Source organism: Ructibacterium gallinarum (assembly GCF_014982785.1).
Lineage (GTDB): Bacteria > Bacillota > Clostridia > Monoglobales > Monoglobaceae > Ructibacterium > Ructibacterium gallinarum.
In genome coordinates this window covers 18,190-40,810 of sequence record NZ_JADCKB010000026.1, presented here as the reverse complement: position 1 = coordinate 40,810, position 22,621 = coordinate 18,190, and the positions used below count along the sequence as shown (strand labels likewise).

The 22,621-nt window shown below is 33.8% G+C and carries 14 protein-coding genes; 10 read left to right on the top strand and 4 right to left on the bottom strand.

Translation table 11 applies throughout. The features are described 5' to 3' along the window. A partial coding sequence (locus INF28_RS10725; RefSeq protein ID WP_226393249.1) for an IS3 family transposase occupies positions 1-100 on the top strand: 100 nt, incomplete at its 5' end. An 11-nt stretch (positions 101-111) separates the two neighbouring features. On the opposite strand, the gene INF28_RS10720 is transcribed toward INF28_RS10725, so the two are convergent. Together INF28_RS10720 and INF28_RS10715 are read right to left on the bottom strand one after the other, a co-directional pair. Beyond that, positions 112-1,092 (bottom strand): restriction endonuclease subunit S, encoded by a 981-nt coding sequence (locus INF28_RS10720; protein WP_226393458.1) that lies wholly within the window; start codon positions 1,090-1,092, stop codon positions 112-114. Continuing rightward, positions 1,085-2,587 carry a class I SAM-dependent DNA methyltransferase gene (locus INF28_RS10715; RefSeq protein WP_226393457.1) on the bottom strand — a complete coding sequence of 501 codons (1,503 nt, stop codon included), beginning with the start codon at positions 2,585-2,587 and terminating at the stop codon, positions 1,085-1,087. The genes INF28_RS10720 and INF28_RS10715 overlap by 8 nt, the downstream gene beginning before the upstream one ends. Positions 2,588-3,123: 536 nt before the next feature. Between INF28_RS10715 and INF28_RS10710 the strand changes: the two genes are divergently transcribed. Together INF28_RS10710 and INF28_RS10705 are read left to right on the top strand one after the other, a co-directional pair. After that, positions 3,124-4,731, top strand: coding sequence for a beta-N-acetylhexosaminidase (locus INF28_RS10710; RefSeq protein WP_226393456.1), 1,608 nt, complete (start codon positions 3,124-3,126; stop codon positions 4,729-4,731). A gap of 12 nt (positions 4,732-4,743) precedes the next feature. After that, positions 4,744-5,955 carry a hypothetical protein gene (locus INF28_RS10705; RefSeq protein WP_226393455.1) on the top strand — a complete coding sequence of 404 codons (1,212 nt, stop codon included), beginning with the start codon at positions 4,744-4,746 and terminating at the stop codon, positions 5,953-5,955. A gap of 74 nt (positions 5,956-6,029) precedes the next feature. On the opposite strand, the gene INF28_RS13025 is transcribed toward INF28_RS10705, so the two are convergent. Both INF28_RS13025 and INF28_RS10695 read right to left on the bottom strand, forming a co-directional pair. Next, entirely contained in the window at positions 6,030-7,751 is a 1,722-nt protein-coding gene (locus tag INF28_RS13025) for a sensor histidine kinase (protein WP_226393454.1), read from the bottom strand. Between the two features lie 7 nt (positions 7,752-7,758). Continuing rightward, positions 7,759-8,973, bottom strand: coding sequence for a response regulator transcription factor (locus tag INF28_RS10695; RefSeq protein WP_226393453.1), 1,215 nt, complete (start codon positions 8,971-8,973; stop codon positions 7,759-7,761). Positions 8,974-9,220: 247 nt separating this feature from the next. Between INF28_RS10695 and INF28_RS10690 the strand changes: the two genes are divergently transcribed. The 7 genes from INF28_RS10690 to INF28_RS10660 all read left to right on the top strand — a co-directional run bounded on the left by INF28_RS10690 (position 9,221) and on the right by INF28_RS10660 (position 22,615). Beyond that, positions 9,221-10,135, top strand: coding sequence for an ABC transporter permease subunit (locus INF28_RS10690; RefSeq protein ID WP_226393452.1), 915 nt, complete (start codon positions 9,221-9,223; stop codon positions 10,133-10,135). A gap of 12 nt (positions 10,136-10,147) precedes the next feature. Further along, positions 10,148-11,044 carry a carbohydrate ABC transporter permease gene (locus INF28_RS10685; protein WP_226393451.1) on the top strand — a complete coding sequence of 299 codons (897 nt, stop codon included), beginning with the start codon at positions 10,148-10,150 and terminating at the stop codon, positions 11,042-11,044. 50 nt (positions 11,045-11,094) lie between these two features. Beyond that, complete coding sequence (locus INF28_RS10680; RefSeq protein ID WP_226393450.1) at positions 11,095-12,543, top strand: ABC transporter substrate-binding protein; 1,449 nt, start codon at positions 11,095-11,097, stop codon at positions 12,541-12,543. A gap of 132 nt (positions 12,544-12,675) precedes the next feature. Beyond that, positions 12,676-15,153, top strand: a complete 2,478-nt coding sequence (locus tag INF28_RS10675; RefSeq protein ID WP_226393449.1) for a hypothetical protein — start codon at positions 12,676-12,678, stop codon at positions 15,151-15,153. Positions 15,154-15,255: 102 nt separating this feature from the next. Further along, a complete protein-coding gene (locus tag INF28_RS10670) occupies positions 15,256-18,411 on the top strand; it encodes an Ig-like domain-containing protein (protein WP_226393448.1) in 3,156 nt (1,051 codons plus the stop codon). A gap of 212 nt (positions 18,412-18,623) precedes the next feature. Further along, positions 18,624-20,033, top strand: coding sequence for an S-layer homology domain-containing protein (locus INF28_RS10665; protein ID WP_226393447.1), 1,410 nt, complete (start codon positions 18,624-18,626; stop codon positions 20,031-20,033). Next, entirely contained in the window at positions 20,030-22,615 is a 2,586-nt protein-coding gene (locus tag INF28_RS10660) for an S-layer homology domain-containing protein (protein ID WP_226393446.1), read from the top strand. Before INF28_RS10665 ends, INF28_RS10660 begins: the two co-directional genes overlap by 4 nt. Positions 22,616-22,621 lie beyond the last annotated feature (6 nt).

The window sequence follows — 22,621 nt, the reverse complement described above, 5'->3', positions numbered from 1 at the left end:
TAATCATTATATCAACTGGTATAACACAAAACGAATCAAACAGTCATTGGGATATATGAGTCCGGTAGAGTACAGACATAGTCTTGGATTAGCTATATAAACAGTCCAAGATTATGTCCGCATACCCATTTGTTTTGAAAAATCTGTATTAAGAAATGCTACAAGAAACTCCGGCAAGACTCTATCTGTTACGCGAACCCGGATAACAAATCCGGCAAGAACCATCATTTCGTCGCGATTGTATACACAACTTTTTCCAACCAATTCTTTGCTGTTTGTTCGGTTAAAAAGCACATCTCCACGACGCACAGTGCATTTGTCCAATTCATTATCTGGAATATCTATACGCTTGATATCAGACAAATCAAGTTCGCCGTCATAAGTAATATTGTTCATGCGTAAGTATGGATATTTTCCGTTGTCTACAGCTGGGCGGCTGGAGCCATATCGAACATCGGCAACTATATCTCTTATTATACCTGTTTCCCAACATTTTGAATTTTCAGGATATATGCCAAACATTTCCACAAACCTTGCTTGTACAAGCTCGTCCAGTTTTTCAAGTTGCTTTTTGTGTTTGTCGATTAAAGCGGTTACTTTGTCTAAAGTATCGGCTATTTTTAATTGTTCAGCAATATTGGGAACTAAAATGTCAATTTTTTCAATTCTTGTTTTTCTAACAGACGGAACTGTTGTTGATTCGCTATATTTTTGTAAGTCCAAATTACACATCCAATAATAAAAATAGCCTATGTTCAAGTAATTTGTTTTAGGTTTTATTCCCATTACATTATTATCAATGAGGCAATCACATATAGTTATTCCTCTTCTATTAAGGCGCAAAGCTTCACCTATTTTTGCAAATACTACTGTATCCGAAGGAACTATGACTCCCTTAATCTTTTCAGCTACAATTAAATCAATATAATTATCACAAAAAGTCAAAAATTTATATCCTAACATTACATTCTTAGATATATCTCCAACCTTATAAAACGGAAATTTACCTTTAATTTTTCCTTGATATTCACTCGGGAATCCCGTACCTGAGTAGAAAACACAAACATCACCTAATTTCATATATTCACTCACCAAGCATTCCCTCCAATTCTAAAAGGTCTTTTGCAATTTCTGCTTGTAGGTCTTTTATTTCCGCCAAAATCTCACTTGTTGGGGGATATTCCACAGGCACATATTCAATCTTTTTATATTTATTGATGGAAAGGTCATAGTCATTGTCTGCAATTTCCTGTTTTGGCACAAAGAAAGATTTTTCCGTTCTTTCTCTATCTGTTTCTTTATGGAGGTTATGAAAACGCTCTATAATATCGGGAATATCATTTTCGGCAATGGGACTTCTTTTGTCGTCAAGAGAAAAACCGTCGGCTTTCATATCATAAAACCAAACGGTATCCGTTCCACCGTGGCCTGTTTTTGTAAAAATCAAAACCGCGGTGGATACGCCTGCGTATGGCTTAAACACACCTGACGGCATGGAAATCACCGCCTCAAGTCTGTTGTTTTCTATGATTTCTTTTCTTATATCCTTATGCGCCTTTGACGAGCCGAAAAGCACGCCGTCAGGGACAATGCAGGCACATCTTCCGCCAATTTTCAGCATACGAAGAAACAGGGCAAGAAACAAAAGCTCTGTTTTCTTTGTTTTACACATTTTCAGCAAATCCGCTGAAACGATATCATAATCCAAACTGCCTTTAAACGGTGGATTTGCAAGTATAAGAGAATACTTATCTCTGTCTGCATTCTGGTCTGATAAACTGTCACGGTATTCAATAAAAGGGCTGTCAATGCCATGTGTCATCATATTCATAGCACCGATACGGAACATGGTTCTGTCCATATCATAGCCGTAAAACATGGAATTCATATAGTGATCTTTTTTCTCTTTATTAAAAAATATTTCTTCCTTATAGTTTTCTTTCAGGTATTCTCCCGCCGCAACCAAAAATCCGCTCGTTCCGCAGGCGGGGTCACAGATTACATCATCAGGTTTAGGGGCTAATATTTCCACCATCATTTTTATAATATGCCTTGGTGTTCTGAACTGGCCGTTTAAACCGGATGACGCAATTTTGTTCAAAAGGTATTCATATACATCGCCCCGGACATCTATGCCGTTTGTATTTTTCATCATGTCATAAATTCCATCAAGGCTTGTCACTACCTTATCAAGAACCAAAGGAGTGGGTATTTTAAAAATGGCATCGTCCATATATTTTGTATAGGCGCTGTCTTTATCAGCATGCAAGTTCTTGATAAACGGAAACACCCATTCTTGTATCGTAGAATACATTTTCCCTGCGGGAAAATCACGAAATACCGACCATTTCAGCTGATTGCCGTCAACAGTACGGCCGCCTATTGTAACCGCATCTGCAAAAATGCTTTGGTGCGGAATCCCCAGCATTGCGCTTTCCTTTGCACGGATATTATCTGTGTCATCAAGATCATGGATAAACATGAGATATGTAATCTGCTCAATGACATCAAGAGGATTTACCAAGCCCCCGGATGCAAATATATCCCATAAACTATCTATTTTGTTTTTTAGTTCCCCTGTAACCATAATTGATTCGTCCTCCCTGTTCCAAAGATAAGATGTATATCTTCTGTCGCTGATTTTGATGACACGATGTTGCTTTCATACGTCTGCCAAAGTCCATTGCGCTGTTGCGGGTTTTTCCATATTTTCAGGCGCTTATCCCGCAGAAAGAAAATAAGCGGCCGCAAAGGAAGTGTTTTTCAAAATCTGTGGCTGTGGCAACCTTTCTTTTTTATACTGACCGCCCCAATTGACCGCACTGTATTTATACAAATCTTTACAAAATTACACTGTATTATACCATATTTTTCTAATTTCGTCAAGGCGACCTTGAGGTTTACGAATTTTAAATTAATTTAAAAATTTTGTACCCGTTATATTAAATAAATATTTACGTAGATGTTATGGTAAAAAAATAAAATGTTATAATAGTATCGCTTTTATTGAAATGTTCTTTTTTTGTTGTATAATATTTTTTTATTTCATTTTCTCTCTTGACACGTGTAAAATATATCAGTATTATATTTTGAAAATTGATATTTTACAAGGGAGGAAACATAATGAATTTTAAAAGAAAAGGAATTATGATTGATTGTTCAAGAAATGCTGTGCGCAGTGTCAATGCAATAAAAAAATTTATTGACCTTATGAAGCAACTCGAGTTTAATACACTGATGCTATATACTGAGGATACATATGAAATTGACACACAACCGTATTTTGGATATTTGCGGGGACGTTATAGTAAAGCTGAGTTAAAAGAAATTGATACATATTGCATTTTGAACGGTATTGAGCTTATCCCGTGTATACAAACACTTGCACATCTTAACGGAATTGTAAATTGGAAAATATATGAGGAAATTACCGATTGTAATGATATTTTACTTGTTGATGATGACAGAACATACAGCTTGATTGATGATATGTTACGTAATATTTCAGAAACTTTCTCTTCAAAAAATATACATATAGGTATGGATGAGGCGTGGATGCTTGGGCTTGGCAAATATCTCAAACGGAATGGTTATACAAAACCTACAGTTATCATGCAAAAGCATCTTGAGAGAGTTGCATTCATTGCAAAAAAATACGGTTTTAAACCTATGATGTGGAGTGATATGTTTTTCAGAATTGTTTCTGATGGATACCGAGTTCAAAGCCCTGATGAAATAGATGAAAATATATGTAATATACTCCCTAAAAATGTGACTCCTGTTTTTTGGAACTATTATTCATTAGAAAAGTCTTTTTATGATGTTATGATGCAGGCACATAAAAATTTTAAAAAAAATTTTTGGTTTGCCGGAGGACTTTGGACGTGGACGGGGTTTGTACCGCATAATTTGTATTCCATAGAAACAAGTAAAGTGGCTATTGAAAGTTGTATAGATCATGAAGTGGAAAATATTTTTTTTACAATGTGGGGAGATAATGGCGTCGAGTCCTCTCTCTTTTCTATTCTTCCATCGATGTATTATGTATCGCAGCTATTAAAAGGCATAAGTGATGATAAAAAAATTAAGCAAGGATTTCGTTCGTTTTGTGGTATTGAATACGACGATTTCATTCAAATTGATATTCCTGAAATTAATTATATATTGGAAAATAAAATAAAAAATGTTAATCCCGAAAAATATATGTTGTACACAGATTATTTTCTTGGTATTTTTGATAGTATTACTGATAGCAGCCGTAACCAAATATATAAAGAAACAGCGAAAAAAATTGAAAAATTGACGAGTGATAAAAATTACGGCTATATGTTCAAAAATATTCAGGCATTATTAAAAGTACTTGCTATTAAAAATGATTTAGGTATACGAACTCGTTGTGCTTATCAGGCAAAGGACAAAATCGAATTAAAAAGTCTTATCATGGATTATGAGAATATTGAAGCAGAACTTCATAATTTTTATGAGGCCTTTAAAACATTGTGGTATAAAGAAAATAAGCCATACGGGTTTGAAATTCATGAAAATCGAATAGGCGGGCTGATGTTGCGCACAAAATCTTGCCGAAAGCGTCTGGAAGATTATGTAAACGGTGTCATAGTTAAAATAGATGAGCTTGAAGAAATTATACTTGATCCAGAATGTGACCCAGATGGTCAAAAACGTGAAATAAGTCGAAATGAATGGAATAAATATTTTGTAAATATTATGTAGGAGTGAGGAAAAGTGTATAATAAATTTGATGAACTTTGGAAATTCGTATGGGAGAATTTTTTTTATGAAAAAACAAACTTAATATATGATTTTAGAATACACACAGGTAAAAATGGATGCATTGATGATTTACCAACACCGTATGAGATTAGAAAATCATTTCCAAATCCATCAGGGCTTGGTACTGGAATGGAAGATTCAGTGCTAAACGGCGGTTCCTTGTTGGAAGCTGTAATAGCACGTTACAATGTTACGGGAGAAGCCCATCTACGAAATAAATTTGAAGCTCTTGTAAAAGGCCTTTTGCTGTGTGCTTCTGTCTCAAATGAATCAGGATACGTAGCGCGTAGCGTTTCTCCGGTTGATTGCAAAAGTTATTATATTAACTCCTCCCGTGATCAATATACACACTGGATATATGGTTTATACAAAGCTTATTTTTCAAAGCTATGTAGTAATAATTTGAAAGTGTGTATAAAAAAGAAAATAGTTGAAGTTGTAACAAAGTTTGAGCGGGATGTGATACCGGAAAACCATTACAGTATTGTCAGAGCTGATGGCACTATTGCAGAAACTACTCAAATGTGGGGTGAAGAAATACTTCCACACGAAGCCTTGCGATTGCCGATGTTTTATTTGGCGGCATATGCGATAACCAATGAATCTAAATGGTATGCTCTCTATAAACGATATATTTATAACGGAATAAAAATATCGAATAGAATTCAAGCGGGAGCTTGCGCCACATACGCCTACTTACAAATGCAGTATTCTCTCAGGTTGATTTACGAAGTGGAAAAAGATGAAAAAATAAAAAATGATATACAACAGTTGATGTATAAAACTGTAGATTGCATAAAAGAGGTTGCTCCCAGATATGCGAAAAATTTATTAAGCGAGGAATACCAGAGACAATTATCTACACAATATACACCTTGGCGTAAAAGAAGATTTGTATATATGTTCGGAGAAGAAAAAAATGGATATTATTGGTTTAATCCAGTAGATGATGAATGCAATAAAAACGCTTTTTATCCAGTTCGCGAGATAGGAGAATGTTTAATTGTGATGGCATTGTGCCCGGATAAAGACCCTGACCACATTCAAATTTCTGCTCTTCAGCAAATAGCTAAGGTATTGGATTGCAAAAATCACTATACAAGTGCACCTTTGCTTATTGTTGATGCTTACTGGTCATTGCGAGATAGTGGAATAAAATTATGAATTTTTGGCTTAGACTGTATAATTAATTCTTGAAAAAAGAAGGCATTACTGCAAATTATACAGTCTAAGCTATTCTAAGATTCATTAGAAAAATTTGTGTCAATGATAGGAAATTCAATATATACCGCTGTCTCTTTTTTATTGGATATGATATTTGTAATCCCATAATCGTTCCCAAAAAATATTTTTATTCGATTGTTTATATTGGCCAAACCAATGTGGTTTTGTGAAATGATATCATCATCTGAAAGCCGTTTTCTTAATGTTTCTAACTCTGAAGGTGTCATCGGTTGAAAGTTGTTTGATACACAGATTTGTATTTTTTTATTTACATTATGAGCGGAAATCGTTATTTTACCATCACCGTTATCGATAGGAGCTTTGCCGTGCTTAAATACATTTTCAATTATAGGCTGCAGAATAAACTTTAGTGTTGGATAGTGACTGATATTTTTGTCAATATTATATATAATAGTTGTATTCAAATTCTTACTGATCTTAATTATTTCAATATAGGTTTTTGTGTATTCAATTTCTTGCGATATAGAAACAAGATAGTTTTTTGTATCAAAAACGGATGCAAGAATCGTACATAGCTTAGAAATTATTTCAGCAGGACGCTCGTCTTCACATTCATTGATTAGCAGCAAAGTGATTGTGTTTAATGTGTTAAAAATAAAATGTGGGTTAATTTGGCATTGTAGCATCAAAGTTTGATACAATTTTAATGATGAAATTTTATCTATCAATTCCTTTTCAATGTTTTCATTTCGACTTCTGACTTTAGATATGTATTGTGATATGTATCGCAGTTCATCGCTTTGAGAAGTACAATCTGAAAACGTGGCTTGGAATTCTGCAACTATATTTGATATTGCTGCATAGTAGTGCATTGATATGTAATAAGATAAAAGCATTGCTATTGCTGCTGATGAGATAATGCATATTATCATAAGCCAAACAGGAAATGAAGCGGCCGGTGTTTTGGCTGTATAATTGATCATAAGTATGATATTGGGCAGCAGAGTATTTTTACATTGAAACCATAGATTTTTATCTTTATAAACATTGCCAACGGAGGCAGTGGCCTTCGTAAACATTTGCATCAGAGTATCATTTGCACCGGCAAGAAATGTTTCGGTTTCTTTATTATAAAGGCCGAGAGAAACATCTGACGAAAATTTATTTATATAATTGATTAATTCGTCTCCGTTAAATTCAACGCATAAGGTTCCAATATTTGTTTTTCCGGAAAATATATTATAACAAATGACAAAGCCCTGTTTTGTTACGTGATAGTTAAATCGTTTCGATAGGTTTTCGGCATTTATCCATTTATTTTCTTCTGTGTATTTTAAAAAGTTTGAACCAGTGTCAGAATAGACATAGTTTATTTTGTTATTATACAGCGAAACCCGATGGATATATGATTTACTGAATGATAATTGCAGCAGTGATTTTATATTTGAAAAATATAAATTATATTCATTAAGCTGTTCGTTTGAATTTATATTTAAATAATAAAGAACATTTTCATCAACACAAAAATATAAAAATTTATCATAAATATCTTCTAAAATATTATCAAGTGACAGAGAACTGCTGTTTAATTCTTTGTTGTAATTTTCTTCAATAATATAATCCGTGTGATTTGACATAAAAAAATAAATACACATATTAAGAATAACAAAAGGAATCAAAACAATAATGAATGTTCGAATCCAGTATTTATAAAAAATACTTTTTCTTCCAAACTCATTCAAAATTTTATAGGCAAATTTTTTTGAATATTTCACTAACTATTCACCTCATTATGTGTTGATTGCGATATTCAGCAGGTGTTATTCCATATTTTTCGGTAAATAATTTATAATAATACCGATTACTGCTAAAACCAACGAATTCATATATACTTGAGATTTTGTTTTTACAGTCTAGAAGATAAGGAATGCTGTGTTCCAATCTAATATTATTTAGCATATGAGTAAATGTAATTCCTGTTTCAATTTTAAATATTTTGCAGAAGTAGGACTTGCTTACAAAAGTTTTTTTTAGAACATAGTCAAGATCAAAATCGGGATTTGCATATTCTTGATCTATCATAGCAAGTGTTTTATTAATAAGTTGTTTGCGTCTTTCATCAGCAGTAACCGGAAAATAGGATTTTATTATTTCTTCAAATTGCATTACTTTGTTTTTTTCAATATATTCAATTTCTAATTTGAGTATGGAAAAACATAAGTTCTTAATTTCATCAAGATAAGTATCCATTTTAACAGAGTTGCTGATCAAAACACATTCTATGGTTTCTTGCTGCATACTTACGATGATTATATAAATATCTGTTGAGATTTTAGTCATAATATTAGAAATAGCACTATAAAGACGTGAATTTCCATATTTCCATATATGTTCCATATATGCTGAGTAGTTATTTATATGAATTTTAAAACTCATAGAAAAGCTTTTCAAAAGATCGCTGCTTAGTTCACTTGATTCTATGATTTTATCAACATCATTGAGGGACATAATCATTCCGTTGCGAATATCAGATATAAGTTTTTGCAGAAAAAAATGTTTTTTTGTATAATCAATAAAATTCCTATCATAACTTTCTAACGTTTGTGTACTTTTATTATCGTGCTTTGATATAATTCCCTTAATACATTCTTCAAGCTTGGTGCGGGTTATAGGTTTTGTAATATAGTCTGTCACTCCGTATTTTATCGCTTGCTGTGCATAGTGGAAATCCGTATATGCACTCATGAGGACAAATGTGGTATGCGGATAATTTTCATAACAGTATTTAGCAAAATCAATGCCTGACATTTTTTCCATTTGTATATCGCAGAAAATAATATCTGGTTTCATCTTATCAATCACAGTCATGGCTTCTTCGGCACTTTTAAAGCAAGCGGTTATTTCAATGCCATATTGATCCCAAAGCTTAATCTTTTTTAATAAATCTAAAGCAAATATTTCATCGTCTATAAGGATGGCTTTGTAGATTTTATCCATTATTTAAACACTCCAAGTATCTTTTTTCTGGCTATATTATAGCATATAGATCCAAAAAAATCAAATTCCGGTAAAATTTTATTTTTACTAACAAAGCAAGTAAAATCAAGGGAAAACGGACATATCAAGGTTTATTAGACAATTTATGAATAATATATTTCCATACAAAAGTAAAATCTGACATTGAAAATCTTTTCTTTAGGTATTACAATTTTAATGCAAAAACATATGAATGGGAGAGAAGGAAATGAAAACACAAAAAAAATTTACGGCTGATGATATCAGGCTTACATCGATGTGTGCAGTGCCGATACTGATAGTTTTCGTGTTTTGTTATTTGCCAATGATTGGAATTATTATGGCGTTTAAAAATTTTAAGTATAACAAGGGTATTTTTGGAAGCGATTGGGTTGGATTGGATAATTTTAAAACGTTTATTTTATCAAATGATTTTATGGTGCTATTAAAAAATACTCTTGTCAACAATGCTTTGATGATTGCTTTTTCTACGGCTGCTGCGGTTGCCTTAGCAGTATTGTTGTTTAATTTAAAGAGCAGAAGCAAAACCAAGTTCTTTCAAACAGTGTTTATTACGCCGCATTTTATTTCGTGGGTTGTTGTGGGGTACATAGTATATAGTTTTTTGAATCCTTCATATGGTATTGTGAATTCATTGCTCAAAATGATGGAATTGCCTGAGGTTGAGTGGTATAGTATTCCTTGGCTGTGGATTCCAATTTTAGTGATTACTGAGACATGGAAGACAATAGGAATGAACAGTGTGATTTATTATGCTACGCTTATGAGTATTGATGAATCACTTTTTGAAGCCGCAAGGATGGATGGTGCTGGAAAATGGATGATTACAAAAAAAATTATTCTTCCGGAACTTGCTTCTATAGTTACTATCATGACAATTATGGCAATCGGTAAAATTTTTAGAGCAGATTTTGGATTGTTTTATTTTGTTCCGAGAAATGTTGGTGCTCTATATCCTGTGACGGATGTCTTTGATACATATATATTTAGACAGATGCGAATAGATAATAATTTAAATATTTCCGCTGCTGCAGGGTTGCTGCAGTCGGTGGTCGGATTTATATGCGTAATGGTTACTAACCATGTTGTAAACAGGGTTGACAGTGATAAAGCTCTATTTTAGGAGGGAATGACAGTGCAAAATATACGGCCAGGATCAAAAAGAACAAAGCGCCAAATGGGGTTGACAATTTTTTTGGGAATCCTTTGTATTTTCTTCTTATTACCATTTATTATTTTGCTAAGTGTATCTTTTTCAAGTGAAAAAGATATATTATTGCACGGATATAGTGTTTTGCCACAGCATTTTTCAACAGAGTCATATGAGTATCTATTTAAAAATGCCACTGGAATTATACAGGCATATAAAGTTACCATAATCACTTCATTTGTAACCATGATTGGTGCGGTACTGCTTGATGCGCTTATTGCGTATCCATTATCCTTAAAAAGAATGACAGGAAAAAAATGGATATCGTTGTATTTATATTTTACAATGCTTTTTTCTGGTGGATTAGTACCTACTTACATTTTAATTGCAAAATATTTGAATTTATGCGATACATATTTAGTCTATATTTTACCTGCCTTAATCAGTCCGTGGTATATTTTTATGATGCGAACATCATTCGCTGCTATACCGGATGGACTTTTGGAGGCAGCTAAAATTGATGGGGCAAATGAGTATACGGTATTTTTCAGAATTGTTTTGCCGTTATCGAAACCAGTTCTTGCTACGGTTGCCTTATTTACTTTTCTTACAAAATGGAATGATTGGAACACCTCTATGCTTTACATCAATGATGAAAACATGATTAGTCTACAGTATCTTTTGCAAAGAATAATGGAAAATATTACAATGCTTCAGAATTCAGAGAGAGATCTCTCTGGTTATATGTCTGTTTCAGACATTCCAAGCGAAACAGTAAGAATGGCAATGGCGGTTGTTGTAGCCGGCCCTGCGTTGCTGGTGTTTCCTTTCTTTCAGAAATATTTTGTAAAGGGATTAACAGTAGGTTCTGTAAAAGGTTAATGCAAAGCTGATAAATAAAAAACAAAATTTATATAAAGAGAGGGAGAAAAATGAAAAGAATTTTATTGGTTTTATGTTCAATAGCTATGTGTTTTTCGGTTGCCTCGTGCGCTAGGAATGCTGAACAAACACAAGGTAACGGAGAGATGCCAACCATTGTTTGGTATGTACCGGGTGATTCACAGCCAAATGCAGATAAGGTTATGGAGAAGGTTAGTGAGATAACCGAAAAAGAAATTGGTGCAAGATTAAACCTCAGGTTTATTGATCAGGCATCATTTAATCAGAAACTGAACATGCTTATGGCCTCCGGAAGCGATGAATATGATTTATGCTTTACGGGATATACAAATGTTTACAGTAAAGCAGCTGAAGGTGGCGGCCTGTTAGAGCTTGACGAAATGCTTGATAACACTCCAGAGTTAAAAAATAGCATATTGGAGGGTGTTTGGAATGATGCAAGATATAATGGCCATATATATGCAGTTCCTAATACGCAGATATTTGCTCTTTCAACATCAATAGAATTGGATAAAGAGTTGGTTGACAAATATAATTTTGATATCAGCACAGTAAAAGAACTTAAAGATATAGAACCTTTCTTAGAAATGGTAAAACAAAACGAACCCGAAATCTTTCCATTTAGAACAGCAAACAGTGAACAGTGGGGTCTGGAACAAAAAAATCAGTATAATAAGTTAAGCGGAAGACTGTATATTAAGCAGGATACAGGTGAAATTTATAGAAATCTTGATTTGCCGGAGTATAAAGAATTGATGAGATTGCTAAATTCGTGGTATAACAAAGGTTATATTCGTAAAGATGTTAAAACGATGAATGATGATACTGCCGATTATAATGCAGGTAGATATGCGGCATATATGATAAACTGGAAACCGGGTATGGCGGAAAGCTCTAAACAAAGACTTGGTAGGGAAAAATATTATGTTAAACTTTCGGAGCCATATCGTCAGCAAGGAATCTGTCAGGAAACAATGACAGGGATTAATGCGAATTGTAAAAATCCTGATCTTGCTCTTAAAATGATTGAACTTGTTAATACAAATACGGATGTTTATCGTCTCATTTGTCATGGTATTGAGGGGGAAAACTATGAAAAGATTGACGAAAATACAATTAGATATATTGAAAATTCCGGTTATAATCCTAATGCGGATTGGAAATTTGGAAATCAATTCAATGCATATGTACTTGAAGGACAACCGAGCGATATCTGGGAACAAATGAAGCATATCAATGCTACTGCAAAAGAATCACCGCTTACGGGTTTTACTTTGAATATGGGGAAAATATCCGGTTTGCAGAATCAAACTACAACTGCTGTGGCCCAGCTTAAGAGCCTTATGGTATGCAGTCCGGATGAATTTGATGATTTATATGAAAAGACAAATGAAGTAGAGTATGAATCCGGTGGAAAAGAAATCTTAGATGATGCAAAGGCGCAAGTTGAAAAATTTTTGGAAACGAAAAATCAATAAAAGATCAACTTCCCTTTGTGTATTAAATAGATCTGCATTCTATCTTTTTATACTTAAAATAAATTTAAAATTACATCTGCTAGTTGTCAACGTATGGTCGCATATACGATATATAGCAGAATGGAGGTTAATATGAAAAAATCAAGAAAAGTAATTTACTTATTTTTAAGTGCTATTATGGCTATAATTTTTCTTATCACTCCTGCTGTAGCTCAGAACTCTGACCCAACCATTGTGGATATATATGCAAATGTATCGGGTGTTACGTTGTATTTATCAGATGATTCACCGCTCACAGACGTTACGGATTTAACCGGTATTGTACTTTCTGATATTTCTGCAAATACGATTGCATATAATGCCAAATATCTTGATTCCCCTAAAGTAATTTCGCTGGAGGCAAATCTTGAAATAGGTAAAATATATAAAATCTTTATTCCTCAAAACATAGCTGGACAGGAATATATGAAATATTTTAGGTTGACCGAAGCACAAAACGGGTTTAGTGATTCTACAGGTATCAATGCAGGCAATAGTGTTTATAAATATTATTCTGATATCAATAATGGTGCAATCATTTTTGCAAGTACAAGCGCAAATCTTAATAATGCAATTAATATATCGGATGAAATGAAATTAAATGGTGGTTATACCATAGCCTTTGATTATGATACCTATAAAGCTGCTGCGGAGGGTGAGTGGATTTTTTCAGGTATAAACCGGGTTCCCTATGCAGAGGAGCCTTCGATAGCACAAAACATGTTTGCAATTACCTATAAAAGCGAAAATCAATATTATGGTTGGAATACGGTCTGGGATGGGAGTAAATTTGGACGCAATTATGCTGGAAATACTTGGAACAGCAATACAGGGAATACGTTGCCTTGGGAAGATGGAACGTTAGCTACTGCACGGAATGTTTCAGCATTAAATTATGATACCAATGAAACAATTAAATGGAAGTACAACACTTCTGATAATGAGCTGACTTATATATATGAGGACAAACCGAAACAGAGAATACAACTTTCGATAGGTCCCACCTACATGAAAGGCGGGAGTGCATATAATTATGTGGAGTTTTTTGTACGGTATACTAAGAATGACATAAATGGGTTATACAAGTTGGACGGCATGGAAATTCCTAATAATGCAGTATTTTCTATAACAGGAGGCAATTTTGATAAAAAGGCGGGAAATTCCACATCTTCATTACAATATATGCAATTATATAATTTTAATGAGGCATCTAATCTTTTGGTTACTGCGTTTGAAGAAATAACAGAAGTTATAGACGAGAACCTCGTTGTACATTCAGCATACGGAAATGAGAGCAGAATGATTGTTGAATTCAGTGAAGATATTGCTGGGAGTGAAAATGCTGCCATTAAAATTGAGAAAAATGGAGAGGAAATAACCGAAGATTGTAATCTATTTATATATGACAGTCATTTATATATTACGCCGAAAACAAATCAGTTTGAGATTGGTGCGGTATATTCCATAACACTACCGAATGGTTATGGCTCCAATGGTAAGTTCCTTTCAGATGAAGTGACTAAGATGATAAAAATTATTTCCATTCAGGATGGATTAAAAGCAGATGGTGCAGAAAAATTGTATGAAAATGTCTCCAAGGCTGATGATAATGCCGCAAAATATGATGATGACAAAAAAACTGTAATTTTTGGCGGATCATCTGCTGAACTTGATAGTATGAGAGAATCAATTACAGATGAAATGCTTAATAACGGTTATACAGTGAGTTTTGATTATGATACATACAGAGTTAAAGTCGGAACTGAGATCAAATCATCAAACGATTATTCTGTTTTGTTAAATTGGCAATATAAAGAAAGCAGTTCTTCGACAAATTCTATCTATGGCTGGTGGAAACAAAATGACAAAATGTGGAGATTAATTGATGGTACAGATGGCTGGTGGAAGTCTGAGAACCCACATATATGGGCAGACGGCACATTAGCAGGGACCTATTTGTTAAAGACCAATGAAGCAGAAAACGCTCCTGTAGAATTAGAGGAAAAAACCAATAACAGATATGATGTTAAAAGTTATACTCCATCAAACATGGTCAAGAAACATATTGAGGTATATGTTGGACCTAAATATATAAACAGTCTATCCGAAGTTGTCCATAATGTAGACCTTTTTATTGATGACATTTTGGTTGACACACTGGAATTACCCACTGAAGCTGCGAAAGATATTCATTTTGCCGGAAGTCCGCTAGTTATAAATGGACAATTTTACAATATGACAGAAATAAGCAATTTTAAAATTACAAGCACTAATACTATTCATGATGCGTGTGTGACCATAAAGGATAAAGGTTTTGAAACAGATGGATATCAAACAGAGTTTTTTGCATATGCTTCGCCCGAAAAAGATCTTTGGGTTTGTATTGCGGCGTTTGGATTAAATAATGAGCTTGTTGATATAGCGTACACAGATAATGCATCAACAACAGAATTGAAATTGACCAATGCCAATGAAAACAACACGAGAATGGTACGTATGTTCGTGTGGGACAATACATTAAGTATGGTTCCATATCAAGAGGCAGAAGATTTATATATTAAAGCCGACTAATCATGTTTTGTGAAGAGGGGAGTCCGTGAAATATGGGATTCCCCTTTGGAGCTTGAATGATAATTGTGTATGATTATTGTGTTATGGAAGGGGAACTGTATAATGAAAATCATCGTAAAGGATATGATAGCATTTTTTTTATATGTTGCACTGCTGGTAGGAATGATTCCTACATATGCGGCAAACGAAAATACTGTTTTTGCTATATCTGCTGATGAAACGTATATTACCGTTTTGTTTTCAAATGAAGTGACATCAGCAGAAATCGGTGGTATTGAACTATATAATAATTACAGAGAAATTTGCAATATACAATCAGTAGAAGTGTCTGAGCAGGGCAATACAGTTAAAATTATTCCTGAAAATACTCTAGATTTAAATATGGATTATAGAATTACTTTGAAGGCAGGCTTTTTTGGTTTAACTCAAAATTACACGGAGGCTTTTCGGCTCAGTGTGGAACAAGAAAGTTTTAACCCATATCTTGCATCGCTGCTATATGGCGTTGCACAAAATACGGATGTGGGAGCCATCGGAATGTTTAATGCTAATACAAGTGATGCCAGTAAATGGGGAATTATAGGGAATAGCGTTGCGAACTTGGATAGCTATAGTTTATCATTTAATCTTGATTTCTATTATGTTGATCAATATACCAACGATGGCATTTCATACAGCGACCCTGGTTGGACAAATCCATATTTTAGTATAACATATTTGTCTGATAACGTTCATCACGGGTGGGGAGTTGATGGAACGGCATTAACTCGTATCAGTACAAAGACAGGATACGGCGCGTATGATGGTGTTATAAAAAGCGGCGCATTTCATGTTATGGATTCAAATAATAAAGCCACACTAAGCACTTTTTGGCCGTATCATATGCGTATTAATCCGTCAAAGGAATATCCTATTACGGACAACACAAATGAAATTAATCCCAATGAACAAAGCAGTAGTAAAATGCGCATAACCATACGAAAAGTTAAGGGAGATGCGGTCTTATATTTAAATGATGAATATATGGATAGATTTTCGTTAAGTGGAAAAAATCTTCCTGACGGTTGTATTCCAATTCTTTATTCAGCATTTAATCGGCCAATATCTGTGTGTTCAAATTTAAGAGTAATAAAGTACGAAAAATTAGATTGTTTTGAAATTACTCCGGTAGAGTTTTCGGCGCAACAAAGTTATATCAGTTTAGGATTTGATAGAGATATATCAGATATTAAAAATTTTGATAATGTAGTGTTATTGGAGGATGATAAAGAAGTACCGTCAAATATATCAATTGATGGGAAATGGTTGAATATATCAAAAAAGAACGGCAAACTATTAAAGGAGCACAAATATACTGTCAAAATTTCGGCTTATTTTGGAAATGCAACTATTTATACAATATATGATTTTGAAAAAGAATTTGAACTTCAAGATATCTATATTAAACCAGAAAATATTTCGGCCCAAAGTATCAAAAAAATAAAAATTGATTTTGATAATCCGTTATTTGGAACTACTGATTTTTCAAAAATATCCCTTTGGGAAAATGAAAAAAAGCTTAATGTTGCGGCAAGTATTTCTGGGAAAAGCCTTATACTTACAACAGAAACAGTGCTTAAAAGAGGTGTTACATATATTGTAAAAATTGAAAAAAGCTTTGGAACTGAAACTGCATATACAAATGAAGAATTTAATTTACCACTGATTCTTACACCAGAGCCGGAGACAATACTTGAGCTAAATTCCGTGTATGCTGATTTGTATGGAATTTATCTTGATTTTAATAATGATATTACAGAGGTAGATGAGTTTTCGTATATATCTTTAATGGAAGAAGGAAAAGAAATTGACTGTGTTTTTCATGTAAACGGAACCATACTTGAAATTATGCCAAAAAACAATGAACTTAGGCCAAATTCTTTTTATACAGTAAATATTGCGAGCGGGTTTGGAACATACAATATATTTACAACCACAGAATATATAAGAAAAATTAAGATATCTATAGTGCAGGATGAAATACATGTTCCAAGTGCAAATTCTGCAACAATTAATTATAGAAATGGGCGACTTTTACTTTATAATTCTTCAACGAAACTCACGAATGGAGACGCATTTAAAAATGATGTTATTGCAAACGAATCATATTATACAGTCAGCTTTAATATCAAATTTTATCCGATGAGGGAAACCTTAGATGGGGTATTGGTGGATAGCGGAGATTACACAAATAATGGGTCTAATGCACGTATCATGTTCATCAATAATAAAGAGGGGTGGAATATATCTGATAAAAATAGAAGCCTATATAGATTTACTGGTGGTATAAAAGATCAAAAAGTAGCAAGTGACTTGTTTGATATACCTCTTGACACAGCTGAATATGCTCGCGTTACGGGGAGTAGTACAAGATTGTTATCATCTGAAGCAGATGTGGCAAATGGTGTAACTAAAATAACTGTGCGTAGAATGGGTGACAAAATTCAGCTATATGTGGAAGATGTTCTTGTTGATGCATATCATTTATCTGCGGAAGCAAATATATTAGGAGACTTTGCAATCTCTTGCGCAGCGACGAAGGTTGATGCGATTGGCTTGACAAATTTGATTATTACGAAGTGCGAAGCAACACAAAGCATTACTCCCGATGAAGCATACGACAATGTTGGGGTGAAAGATAGTATTGTTTTTAATATGGGCACTGTTGTATTGAATTCAGAGCCTCTTGATATTGTTAAAGTACAGGATATGACGACTGGAAAGGAAGAAAATAATTTAAATTTATCTTTTAATGCTGACAGAACGAAATTACAAATTACAAACGAAAATCAATGGATGTATACACATAAATATAAAGTATTAATTCAAACTAATCAAATTATGACAGAGGATAGGGATTGGATTCATTATCAAAATAATCCGTATGAATATGTATTCAATATAGAAAATTCGCCAACATATGTTACCGGGAGTACCAGTTTGGATGCAGAAGAATTTAAAACAGCTGTTCAAATACCGGTGAGTGTTTTTGTAAATAGTATTGACATAAAAAGTGGTTATGTGCTGGCGTGTACGTATAATGAATATATGGGAATGCTTGGATATACTATAAAAAAATTTGATGTAAAAGAAAATGGTAGTACAGACGTTGATTTAAACATTGATTCCAAAATTGGAGCAGAATATTTAAAGGTATTTTTGATAGATGATCCATACAGTGTTAATCCACTCTGTGAAGGGATCAAAATAGTACCTTGATAAAAACGAGAAAAAGTGGACGACTGACAGTATCTCCAGACGGTATGGCCTGCAGTTTTTGGAGAAGGAATATAAACACTACTATTTTATGATATGAGGAGATATTTATGAATATCAAGAAAATTATATGCTGCTTGTTTGTTTTTATGCCTATACTAATGCTTTGCGTTTCAGCAGAAGAAATTCGGGATATTTCTGTATGCGTATCTCAGATGGAGAATAATGTTATAAAAGTTAGCGGAAATCTGGGAGCAGGAGAAAATAACAGATATGTTGTTTTCTATGTCACAAATTTCGAAAACGGATATATCTTATCTGAGAGCAACCAAGCATTACATTTTGATGAGGGTGTTGTTCAGCCCGATGGAAAATTTGAGTTTGATTTTCAAATTATTGGTTTGGAAAAGCAATATCTTATTAATGTTAAATATGGAAATTCGATAATAAGCAAGCCTTTTCAATATAAGTCATTTGAATCCGTAAAAGCTATGATTAATGAGGTTATAGATAAAACGACTGACATAGATTCCTTTATTGCAGAGATACCAGCATATACTGATGTGCTTGGTATTAACGACGATATCTATTTGTCATCCAGAGCTTTGGGCCGTTTATATACGAATATAGTGGAAAACAGAGATAAAATAAGCAATGAATTTCTTGCAGGTAAGGCGGATAAACTTGAAAGTACTATTATAAATTTTAAGTACGAAACACAGACCTTGAATGAAATAAAAAATGCGGTAACTACAGCGGATGTTGATTCTGCGCTTAATTTTGGGGCACAAAATCTGAAATTTAATCTTGATGCGTATAATCAATTATCTTTTGAGCAAAAGGCAGAAGTGTGCTCTGCAATTGCACAAAAAGAATATGGCGACATCAATGCGTTGTTGGATGCATTGGAGAGAGAAATTAAAAAGGTTTCAATGTCTACCGTAAGTGGTAGTAATGGTAACAATGGCGGTGGAAGACCTTCTGGAGGCGGTATTGCTGGGGGGGCTTCCGGCAGCAACTCTGGAGGAATTTATGGGAACACAACAGAGTATGTGCCAACGGTGGAAGAAATAAAGGATCCTTTTGTCGATTTAGAAGAATACGCATGGGCCAAGGAGGCTATTGTAGGTTTATATAAGCTGGGCATTGTATCCGGAGTGGGGGATGGATATTTTGAGCCGCAAAACATGGTTAAGCGAGAAGAAGTGGCAAAAATGATTGCCAAAACATTTTTGTTTTCGGAGAATATTGAAGATTCTCTAGGTGTGTTTCACGATGTAGAAAATGCCTCGTGGTATGAGAATTATGTCTACTTATGTTACAAAAGCGGAATTGTAAATGGGGTTACGCAAAATATGTTTGGAACAGGTGAAAACATTACAAGACAAGATTTTACAACTATGTTGTTTCGAGCCGCTTTCCAAGACGGTTATTCGTTTACCAATCAAAGAACAGATTTTATAGATTATGATCAATGTGATGATTATGCTAAAGATGCAATTGCTTATATGGCGGGTATGGGCATTATCAATGGGTATGTTGATAAAAGCTTTGCTCCCAATGCTCTTATAACACGTGCAGAGGCTGCTAAAATGTTGTATACCTTATTGGAGGTGGAAAAATGAGAAAAAGATGTATATGCTTATGTATTATATTCTGCATGATGATTCTGTATCCTTTTTCCTTTGCTGCCTCGCAGAGTATTTATCTCAGTGAAAAAGAAGAGGCGTTATTGGCGTTTTTCAATGTAATTAATGAAGATACAGATTATGCTGAAACTTTAACAAGAGGGCAGTTTGCTCAAATGCTTTCCAATGTGATAAGTGTAGCTCCTATCGAAACCCTTGCTGATAGCAGTATAGTAATTAATGATATAGAGCCATCAAGCAGTATATATTTGCCTGTTACGGTTTTATATGCTTTTAAAATCGCATTTGGCGATGAAAATGGCAATTTCAATCCTAATGAACCCATATCATATGAGCATGCCGCAATCATGATTGTGCGTACATTAGGAATTAATGAGAATTTGGTTGAACCATTGCAGTTTTTGCGTCACCTAAATATTCATATAAGTATTGCAAATGTAAATTCTCTTACAATTGGTGAGGGGGCGAGTCTGATTTACAATATGTTGAATGCAAAAATTGATTTTAGCAATAGATTTGATGGGGATGTTTCTGTATTTGGCAGCGGTGATTATCTTGAGCGTAGACTTGGAATGAAACGTGTTTCCGGAGTGGTAAATTATGCAGCGGGTAACCATTTGTACGCTGATGAGAATGGGTATAATGACAAAATAAAAATTAATGATAAAATATATGATTCAGAAATAAATGAAATAGATTTGATTGGTAGATACGTAGAGGGATATTACAAAACGGAAAAGGACAAAGATACATTGCTATATCTTTATGTTGACCGTACGGACGAGATAAAAATTAACGCGAAATATCTTTTGGAAGTGAAGAACAATAGCTTGAGTTATTTATTGGATTTGCATGAACAAAAAGAAAGAAAAGTTAATTTAAAAAATGGTTTTATTGCTGTGTATAATGGTATGCCCGTAAAATCGTCGGATCTTTTTGGGGAAAATCTTCTTTTGCCGGATACAGGCAGTATTACGTTGGTTGATAATAATCATGATTCAGTTTATGATGTTGTCCTTGTGGATAGCTATACAGATGGTATAGTTGGGGCTATTGATACAGCAGGGAATAGTATATTTATTGATGGATTGGAATATAAGCTAAATGACTATGATAATGTCGTGATAAAAAATAGTGCTGACGAAGTAATTGACCTTAATTCAATCAAGCAAGACAGTGTTGCCAGCGTGGGCGAGAGTTTGGACGGTAAATTATTGACTATTATTGTTTCAGATTCGGTTGTTTCGGGCATGATAACAGAAATATCAGAAGAAGGCGTTTGTATTGATAATACACTGTATCATATTAAAGATAATATTAAAGATGAATTAAAAATTGGTAAATTAGGAAAATTTTATCTCAATTATGATAATGTAATAATAAAAGCAAGGTTTACCGGTGAAGAATATGTGATTAAAGCGTTTTTGATTGATGCCGAAGTTTTTTCTGAGGGATTTTCAGAAAAATTAAAGATTAAGGCATATATGGAAACAGATAAAATCGAAATTTTAGACGTATCTGAAAATGTCATCATCGATGGAATTTCGTATAAAGAGAAAAGTCCGGCGGAGATGCGTAATGCACTCTTAAGCGATGATGGTAGTTTCCGGCAAATTATTCTTTTGACTTTTGCAAGTGATATGACAATAAGAGATATAGATACGCCTAAAACTACTGATAGTGAGGATAGTGTTTATCATTTGTATAAGTTTCCTAGAAGCGATCAAGCTGCATATACTTATTCTGGTAAATCATTAAATGGTGTGTGTACGATAGATGAAAACACAACAATATTTTTTATACCATATGACCAAGATGAAAGTAACATGTGCATAATTCCTGTTAATAAAATGTCTTCAGATCAATATGGATATCGACAAATGAAAGGTGCATATGCAGTAAGCAAGGAATCTTTAGTTGCGGATGCTGTTGTTTTAACCGGGGAATTTGCGTACCCATTTCTCACATCAAAATGTTATGCTTGTATTGTTGAAAATACATATACCACCTTGGATGATAGTGGTGAAACAGTATTAGGATTAGAATTGTCGAATTATAATAGAAAACATTTCACTATGCTTGCGGATAGCGAGAGGGTTTATGGACGAACACAAGATGGTAGTTTTAAAGAAGTTGAGATTGGTGATGTTATTGTGTATGGAGACAATAACGCTGTAATCAAAAATAGAAATCTTGATATTTTGTATGATTGTAGTGAGGGTACATTCATGGATGAATATTCGTCAATGACTTTAGGCGGCATGCTTAAAATGGAGGCAGGATATGTATATTCCATGAAAGATAATGCACTGCAGCTTGCAAGTAAAAATCCTCTAGAGGGTTTGACAAAGGAAGATATGGAAGCACTGACAATTTATTTTGCAGAAAACGCAAATGTATTTGTGTATGATGAAAAAACAAAGGGAATTTCAAAAATAAGGGAAAGCAATATTGATGAAATCAGAACATATATTCAAAGCGGAATAGGAGATAAAGTGGTTTGCTATTTCAGCGGAGGAGCAATAAAGGCAATTTTTGTCTATAGACTGAACATATAAAAGGTG

Excerpts from the sequence above, each read along its gene's own strand:
- INF28_RS10665 (WP_226393447.1), top strand. The coding sequence starts at position 18,624 with ATGGAGAATAATGTTATAAAAGTTAGCGGAAATCTGGGAGCAGGAGAA.
- INF28_RS10670 (WP_226393448.1), top strand. The coding sequence starts at position 15,256 with ATGAAAATCATCGTAAAGGATATGATAGCATTTTTTTTATATGTTGCA.
- INF28_RS10660 (WP_226393446.1), top strand. The coding sequence starts at position 20,030 with ATGAGAAAAAGATGTATATGCTTATGTATTATATTCTGCATGATGATT.
- INF28_RS10675 (WP_226393449.1), top strand. The coding sequence starts at position 12,676 with ATGAAAAAATCAAGAAAAGTAATTTACTTATTTTTAAGTGCTATTATG.
- INF28_RS10690 (WP_226393452.1), top strand. The coding sequence starts at position 9,221 with ATGAAAACACAAAAAAAATTTACGGCTGATGATATCAGGCTTACATCG.
- INF28_RS10695 (WP_226393453.1), bottom strand. The coding sequence starts at position 8,973 with ATGGATAAAATCTACAAAGCCATCCTTATAGACGATGAAATATTTGCT.
- INF28_RS10680 (WP_226393450.1), top strand. The coding sequence starts at position 11,095 with ATGAAAAGAATTTTATTGGTTTTATGTTCAATAGCTATGTGTTTTTCG.
- INF28_RS10710 (WP_226393456.1), top strand. The coding sequence starts at position 3,124 with ATGAATTTTAAAAGAAAAGGAATTATGATTGATTGTTCAAGAAATGCT.
- INF28_RS10715 (WP_226393457.1), bottom strand. The coding sequence starts at position 2,587 with ATGGTTACAGGGGAACTAAAAAACAAAATAGATAGTTTATGGGATATA.